Genomic DNA, 7,802 nt, shown 5'->3' with positions numbered 1-7,802 from the left:
ATGGCTCCACGTCCATATCCAACACCGTCCGGTATGGACGTTACGCCCGTGTCATCCCCACTCGGCCGCCGAACCTTGCTGAGATCACCTCAGTGGTGCCGGATCGCCAATCGCGAGTGAGATTGATGATCGGCATGCCGTACGCCCGGGCCTCAGCGAGCGGATAGCCGAACGCCTCGACGGCCGAGGGGTAGAAGATCGCCGATGCGGCCAGGCATTCGTCGATGTCGAGTACGTCGACCGCCGCAGCCTCGGCCTGGACCTGCCGATTCTCGTTGAGACGGTGTTCGTCGTGCTGCGGAGCGAAGGAATCAGCGCGCAGGGCAGCGCACCGAGTTCCAGGGCACCTACCGTCGGTGCAGGTCGGGCCGCCGGACCGTGGGGATGTGGGCTGGCTACCTGAGTACACCCGCGATGATCTCCGCGATGCGCTCGCCGGCCTTGCCGTCCCACAACGGCGGGGTACGCCACGTAGCGGGCCGCCCCGCATCCAGCGTGGTTGCCACGGCCTCGGCAAGCGCCGCCCGGGTGACGAGGCGGTTGGTGCCGTGGGTGATCGTGACCGGGCGCTCGGTGTTGGGCCGCAGCGTCAGGCACGGCACCCCGAGCATTGTCGCCTCCTCCTGTACGCCGCCGGAGTCGGTGACGACGACCGCCGCGCCGCGTAGAAGGCTGACGAACTCGATGTAGCCCAGCGGCTCGACCACGCGCAGCGCGCGATGCGAGTGCAGGCCCGCGTTCTCGAGGTGGTGCCGGCCGCGCGGGTGCAGCGGCAGGACGACCGGGAGCTGGTCGGCCACCGCGTGCATCGCCTTGACCAGGTCGATCACGCCGGCGGGATCGTCGACGTTGGCCGGCCGGTGCAGCGTCGCCACGATGTAGCGGTCGGGCAGCGAGAGCGCGGCGCGGATACCGGCGACGTCGAAGCGGTCGAGGTTGTCCAGGAGCGTGTCGATCATGGGGTTGCCGACGAAGTGGATCTTGTCTGCCGCGGTCCCCTCGTTGCCGAGATGTGCCACGGCGTCGGCACTTGTCGCGAGCAGCAGGTCGGACAGGTGGTCGACGACGATGCGGTTGATCTCTTCGGGCATCGACCGGTCGAAGCTGCGCAGGCCGGCCTCGACGTGCGCGACGGGGATCCCCAGCTTTGTCGCGACGAGGGCGGCGGCGAGCGCGGAGTTGACGTCGCCATAGACGACCGTGAGCGCCGGGCGGGTCGCGGTCATCAGTTCGTCCAGGCCGGCCATGATGCCGGCGGTCTGGCACGCGTGGCTTCCCGATCCCACGCCGAGGTTGATGTCGGGCTCGGGCAGGCGCAGCTGGCGGAAGAAGACCTCCGACATCCGCTCGTCGTAGTGCTGTCCGGTGTGGACGAGCAGCTGCCGGAGACCGTGACGGTCGAGCGCCCGGATCACCGGCGCTGCCTTGGGGAAGTTCGGGCGCGCGCCCGCGACGTGCAGGACAACGGCGGCTGACATGTGTCTCCTCGTGGCACTCCGGGTTGACCAGATGTACTAATAGTACAAGTCATCCCCTCCGATGCGTTTAATCCCTTACAATCGTGATTGACCGATACGCCGGCGGCGCAGCGGCCGCCCTGGTGCGCCGCCAGCCGCATACCCGACGTTCTCCGCGAAGGCAGGCACGCCCAGTGAAGCAAGTTGTCCAGTCGGTATCCGGCGGCGAGTTGAAGGTCGCCGAGGTACCGCAGCCCGAGCCCGGCGCCACCGAGGTGCTCGTCGCCACGCGCAGGTCCCTGCTGTCAGCGGGCACCGAGCGCGCCGTGCGTGAGCTTGCCTCGGCGAGCCTGCTGCGCAAGGCCCGAGCGCGGCCGGATCTGGTCCGCCAGGTCGTGAGCAAGGCGCGGACCGAGGGCGTCCGCTCGACGCTCGCCGCCGTGCGCAACCGGCTCGACGAGGACATGCCGCTCGGGTACAGCGCCTCGGGTGTCGTCGTCGCCGCCGGTCCCGCGACCGATGGCATTCGACCGGGGATGCGCGTGGCCACGGCATCGGCGGGGCACGCCGAATATCAGGCAGTGCCCGGTCTGCTCGCGGTGCCAGTCCCCGAGGCGGTATCGGACCAGGCTGCCGCCTTCGGCGCGGTCGCGGCCATCGCGCTGCAAGGACTGCGGCAGGCCGAGGTGGGTGTGGGCGGCTCCGTCGCGGTCCTTGGCCTCGGCCTCGTCGGGCAACTGACGGTACGCCTGGCGCTCGCCTCGGGTCTCAACGTCATCGGCATCGACCTACGTGACTGGACGGCGGAACTGGCCCGAGGCGCAGGCGCGGTCGGTCTGGTCGAGGCCGGCGCGCCGACCACGGAAGAGATCCTGGAGATCACCCGTGGCCGCGGCGTCGACGCGATCCTGATCACGGCGGCAACGCGGTCGTCGGAGCCGGTCGCGCGGGCTACCGAGATCGCCCGCGATCGCGGCCGGCTGGTCGTCGTCGGTGACGTCGGGCTGGAGCTCGACCGCAGGAAGTTCTACGAGCGGGAACTGGATCTTCGGTTCGCGCGCAGCTACGGCCCCGGCCGCTACGACCGCACCTACGAGGAATGGGGCGTCGACTATCCGATCGGCCACGTGCGTTGGACGGCGCGGCGCAACATCGAGGCGTACCTCGACCTGGTGGCCAGTGGCAGGGTCACGGTCGATGACCTGGTCACGCATGTCTTTCCGGTGGAGCAGGCCACGGCGGCATACGACGTGCTGGACTCCGACCCACGCTCGCTCGCGGTGCAGCTCAGCTATGCGGCCCCGGCGCAGCCGTCCCGCAGCGCGATCACGATCCGGCCGCGCCGCAGCTCGCCGCAGCTGCGGGCGGGGCTGATCGGCGCCGGGAACTACGCCAAGGCGACGTTCCTGCCCGCGCTCAAAGCGGCCGGCTGGGCGGACGATCTCGTCGCCGTCACCTCCGCCAAGGGCCTGTCAGCGCAACACCTCGCGCAGCGCAACGACATCGCCGTCGTGGTACCGACCGTCGAGGACCTGCTTGCCCGCGATGACATCGACGTGGTGTTCATCCTCAGCCGCCACGACTCTCACGCCCGCCTGGCGGTGCAGGCGCTCGACGCCGGCAAGCACGTGTTCGTCGAGAAGCCACTCGCGCTGAGCCAGGGCGAGCTCGACGAGCTCACGGCCGCCTATGACCGCAACTCGGGCCACCTGTTCGCCGGCTTCAACCGCCGGCACGCGCCCATGGTGGTACGCGCGAGGGAGGCCCTGGCGACCGGATCCGGGCCGCTGACCGTCGCCTACCGGATCAACGCCGGGTCGCTACCCCACTCGCACTGGTACTACGACCGGCGCCAGGGCGGCCGCGTCTGCGGCGAGGTGTGCCACTTCATCGACCTCGCGTCGTGGCTGGTTGGCGAGCAGCCGAGCGTCGTTCACGCACACGGCAGCGGTCGCGGCGAAACGGCGCTGGAAGAGGACGTGAGCGTGCTGCTCGGGTACGCCGACGGGTCCACGGCGACGATCACGTATTGCACGCGCGGGCACCGGCGTACCCCCAAGGAACGCGTGGAAGTGCTCGGCCGCGGGCACACCGTGGTGATCGACGACTTCCGGCGCCTGGAGATCGACGGCGTGGTGGTAAAGCGGGTACCCGTGGGCAAGGGACACCAGGAACTGCTCGCCCACGTGCGCGCGGCGATCGCCGGGGACACGCCCGACCAACCGGAGCTTGAAGCATCACTCGGTACGACGAAGGCCGCGCTGTCGGTGGTCGCCGCCTTGGCCGGCATCCAGGTGAACCCGTCGCGCCTGCTGACGCAGGTGGACCCTGCGATCGCCGTGGGCGCCGGGTTCAGCTCATGAACACGCAAGCGCGGCTGACTCAAGGTGCGCGAGGACAGGCACGTTCGGCGCCAAGTGGATGAGCGCCTGCACACGAATGCAACTGTTTGCGTTGCACAAAGGCGAGCTGTGCAGGAGTGGATCTCATCTCGCCTGCACCGCCTAGCCGAAACAACAAGGATGTGTTGTGATTAATCGGGATGACGTCTACTTCCGGCTTCCGGCAATGGCCCAGAACATGCTGATGTCAGTTGCTGGCGTGGGAGTGAATAGACAGAGGTACGGAGCGCTCTTCCATCGGCGCCTTGCCGAGTACGAGGAGCGAGATATGTGGGATCCAGAGCGGGTATCAATATTCCGCAAAACTAGGCGAGCTGCTGTCCTGGAATATGCATCCCGTACCCCGTACTACAAGAGTGTTTTCGAAAGGATGGGCGCAACATGGCGTGACCTGGTCGACGACAGTGCCTTCATTGAAATACCCTTGACGCACAAAACCGAGGTGCGTGACCGTCCGAACGATTTCCTTGCTCGCCCGTGGGCGAAGGGCGATAGCATCGTCCTGACTTCCGGCACAACAGGATCATCTCTGGCTATACGTAAGGATGTCAACGCGATCGCGGAAATGTGGGCTGTTTGGTGGCGCTACAGGCATTGGCATGGGATCACGAGAGCCACGTGGTGTGCCTTCTTTGGTGGAAAGCGCGTTATCGAAGAGAGCCAGGGCGTGCCGTACTGGAGAACGAATTACCCAGGCCGTGAAGTGCGTTTCAGTGGGCACCATATATCGCCAGCCACCGTGAAGTGTTACGTTGACAAGCTCAATCGCTCGCGTTTGCCGTGGATTCACGGGTTTCCGTCAGTTATTGCGAGTTTGGCAAGATGTATGCTTGAGAGAGGCGTAGGTCTTGACTACCAGCCTCTCGTCCTCACCCTTGGCGGCGAGAATCTAACGCCTTGGCAGTTGAAGGGCATCGAAGGTGCATTCGGTGTGACGCCAGTCCAACATTACGGTCTCGCCGAACAGGTCGCGAATATCTCTGAATGTGTCGAAGGCCGGCTGCATGTCGATGAAGACTTCGCCGAGGTTGAGCTGATCAATCAGGGTGGTGGGTTGTCTCAGATTGTTGGGACGCCGTACGGCAACGGGGCTACTGTGTTGCTGCGATACGCTACTGGCGATCTTGCGGTCGCTGACAAGCATCACTGCACTTGCGGGCGTGCGGGAAGGGTTGTCGCGTCTATAGACGGCCGAGAGGCTGACCTCATTGTCCTTCCCGATGGTCGGTTTACCGCGCCAGGTGCCGCTTTCGCACCTGCCCTCGGGCTGGCGGAGGCGCAGGTTATTCAGCACGAGAACGGACGCCTGACCGTGAGATATGTGCCGTCTGTTGGGTGGTCGGCAAGCTCTTTGGAAGCGCTGGACCACTCACTTCGTAAGTTTGTCGGGCAGGCGGTGGAGGTCAACTACGTCCGAGTTGACGAAGTGCAACGGACACCGACTGGGAAGGTCCGATTTGCGATTTCAGAGGTGCGCGGCAACGAGGGGACCAAGCAGGTGAGCCCATCCCTGGAGGAACGGGGCCGCGTTATCCCCTCACAGTTGTGACCTTTCTTGAGAATAGAGGTGATCAGCATAGAAGCGATGATGGACTTCAAAGGAGCAGTTCTGTGGCGTGCGTGTCGGTGTTTACGCCTTGGTACGCGAGCCCGGCCGTGCCGTCGAAAAGGTCGTCCGGCAGCGGCGCGGCGAAGCCCGTCGTGATCTGAGCGGAGGCCCGGATGCCAAAGCCTGACCGGACTGGGGAGGTTCGCGTAGGCGTGTTCGTGGGCTACTTCGTGCCCGCCTACCGCGCCGGCGGACCCATCCGCAGCGTTTCGGCGATCACTGCCGCTCGCGACTCGGATATCACGTATACGGTCTTCACGTGCGACAGGGACGCCGGTGACGCAGAACCGTTCCCCGTCGCGCGATCGGGGGAGGTCGTCGAGTTCCGGCGCCGGCACGTGATGTATGTCGATATCAGCAGACGCCTGGCGTATCTTCGCGCGATGCGCCGTTTCGTGCGGCTGGGCCATGACGTGTACTACTTCAACAGTCTGTGGAACCGGGAGTTCACCCTGGTTCCGCTAACGCTCATGTGTCTTGGCCTGGTCGGGCGTCGGCCGGTGCTGCTCGCGCCAAGGGGCGAACTGCTGTCCGGCGCGCTCGCGCTCAAGACGCGGCGCAAACGGGTGGGGCTCCTCGCCTTGCGGTTCCTGCTGGCCAGGCTCGGGGCGACTATCCATTGCACCTCGACCGATGAGATGGACAGCATCAGAAGGTGGCTGCCCGGTCGGCCGGTCGAGCTGGTTTCCGTCGCGTTCGAACCCGAGGAGTGCGTCGACGCCAAACAGCCCGGCGAAACTGCGGCGCCATCCGGTGCGCTGCGTGTCTGCTTTTTCTCGCGCATTGGCCCAAAGAAGAACCTCGCGGGCGCGATAGCCGCCGTGGGTAGGGTGGCCGAGCCCGTACACCTGCGCGTGATCGGCCCCGTATCGGATCAGGCGTACTACCACCACTGCCAGGAGTTGGTCGCGCGGCTGCCACGGCACGTCCGCGTGGAGTTCGTGGGTCCGGTACGGCATGAGGACGTGGCCGAGGCGCTCTCCTGGGCGCAGGTGTTCTTCCTTCCGACCGGCGGGGAGAATTTCGGCCACGCGATCCGGGAGGCCATGGCCGCGGGGTTGTGTCCGGTGATCTCCGACGCGACGCCGTGGACCGATCTCGCGCGCCAGGCCGGCGGCGTCGCCCTGTTCTGGTCCGACACGGACGGGTTCGCAGAGCACCTGTCCCTTCTCGCGCGCATATCGCCGCAAGAGCTGCGCGCGTTGCGGACCAGGGTGCTCGATGCGTACCAAGCCTGGCTGGGCAGCCAGGTTTCCAGCGTGGCGCTCATGGATGAGCTGTTCGCGCGTCTTACGGGTAGGGCGGTCGCGCCAGTGGTGGTGGCTGGCGGTATTGGCGATCGGCAGGTGGAGCGCGCATGACAGACCCGCGGCGGAGACCCGCAGCGGTCCGCGCAGCCTCTGCATCCCGGTCACTGCCGGTTCCTTCCTTGTGCCGTGCTGGCCGGTGTGGTGGCGAGCACGAGCATCCGCATGGCCACTGCCTGCGTCGCGCTCGTGCCCATCAGTGGCGTGGACAGCGGCGGTGGTCGCAGCTCCCGTGAGGCGGGCTTCCGGGAGGTCTTTGATCTGGTACGGGCCGGGTCGTTCGGCGTCGTGGGGCACTGGCAACGAGCGGCCGACGATCGCCAGCATGGCGGCGCCTTCCTGCGGCGGCAACTGCCCGGCGAGGCGCACCGAGCCGCGTAGACCGAGCTCGTCACACGTGCGCTCCAGGTGCGAGCGGTACTCACCCTCCCCGGTGATCGGCCAGTTGGCGTCGGGCTACCTGGCGTGAACGGTGGAAGTCGCGCAGCAGGAACTGTGGTTCTTGTTCGTGTCTAGGCGCCCGCATGTTCACCAGCTGCGGAAAGTCGGGCGTGGCGAGGGCGCGCGGCGGCCGGTGGGCGGCGAAAGGCGTAGACGTCGCGGTCAACGCCACTGGGGATCAGCAGGGGCAGAAGCCTCTCGCGATCGGGCTGACCGCCGGGCAGCGCGGCGAGAGCCCGCAGTTCATCCCGGTCCTGGCCGCCATCCGCGTCCCCCGCTTGACCACCGGCCGCCCGAGGACCCGACCGGACCGGGTCCTCGCCGACAAGACGTACACCTCGAAGGCCAACAGGGCCTACCTGCGCCGACGCGGGATCGCCGCGACGATCCCGAGCAACGCCGACCATCGCGGTAGTTCGCCCGGTCCAGGGTCCCTACCGGATGGTCTTCGGCCCAGCAGCGGCGTACTCGCCGTTCACCGCCGTTCGTCTAGTGACGTGATCTCAACAAGAATCCGGTAGGTATCGGTATTCGAAATGGGTGAGGTGGAGAGCGGCGCGGACGATGTCGCCGACCTGCCGTGGGC

6 protein-coding genes are annotated in these 7,802 nt (G+C 66.7%); 5 read left to right on the top strand and 1 reads right to left on the bottom strand.

Features of this window, described 5'->3' with window-relative positions; translation table 11 throughout:
• Positions 1-395: 395 nt before the first annotated feature.
• Positions 396-1,478 (bottom strand): non-hydrolyzing UDP-N-acetylglucosamine 2-epimerase, encoded by a 1,083-nt coding sequence (wecB, locus tag ACWD6N_RS36860; protein WP_354965918.1) that lies wholly within the window; start codon positions 1,476-1,478, stop codon positions 396-398.
• A 173-nt stretch (positions 1,479-1,651) separates the two neighbouring features.
• Here wecB and ACWD6N_RS36855 point away from each other — a divergent pair, with 173 nt between their 5' ends.
• The 5 genes from ACWD6N_RS36855 to ACWD6N_RS36835 all read left to right on the top strand — a co-directional run bounded on the left by ACWD6N_RS36855 (position 1,652) and on the right by ACWD6N_RS36835 (position 7,737).
• Entirely contained in the window at positions 1,652-3,820 is a 2,169-nt protein-coding gene (locus ACWD6N_RS36855; RefSeq protein WP_387331024.1) for a bi-domain-containing oxidoreductase, read from the top strand.
• Positions 3,821-3,986: 166 nt separating this feature from the next.
• On the top strand, positions 3,987-5,408 hold the full coding sequence (locus tag ACWD6N_RS36850) for a phenylacetate--CoA ligase family protein (RefSeq protein WP_354965916.1): 1,422 nt from the start codon (positions 3,987-3,989) through the stop codon (positions 5,406-5,408).
• Between the two features lie 218 nt (positions 5,409-5,626).
• Positions 5,627-6,829 carry a glycosyltransferase gene (locus ACWD6N_RS36845; RefSeq protein ID WP_354965915.1) on the top strand — a complete coding sequence of 401 codons (1,203 nt, stop codon included), beginning with the start codon at positions 5,627-5,629 and terminating at the stop codon, positions 6,827-6,829.
• Positions 6,830-6,904: 75 nt separating this feature from the next.
• Positions 6,905-7,156 (top strand): hypothetical protein, encoded by a 252-nt coding sequence (locus ACWD6N_RS36840; protein WP_354965914.1) that lies wholly within the window; start codon positions 6,905-6,907, stop codon positions 7,154-7,156.
• Between the two features lie 143 nt (positions 7,157-7,299).
• Positions 7,300-7,737 (top strand): transposase, encoded by a 438-nt coding sequence (locus ACWD6N_RS36835; RefSeq protein WP_387331027.1) that lies wholly within the window; start codon positions 7,300-7,302, stop codon positions 7,735-7,737.
• The last annotated feature ends 65 nt before the right edge of the window (positions 7,738-7,802 follow it).

Source organism: Micromonospora sp. NPDC005163 (assembly GCF_053599835.1).
The sequence above is the reverse complement of the archived record's forward strand: the minus strand, read 5'-3'. Positions and strand labels throughout refer to the sequence as shown.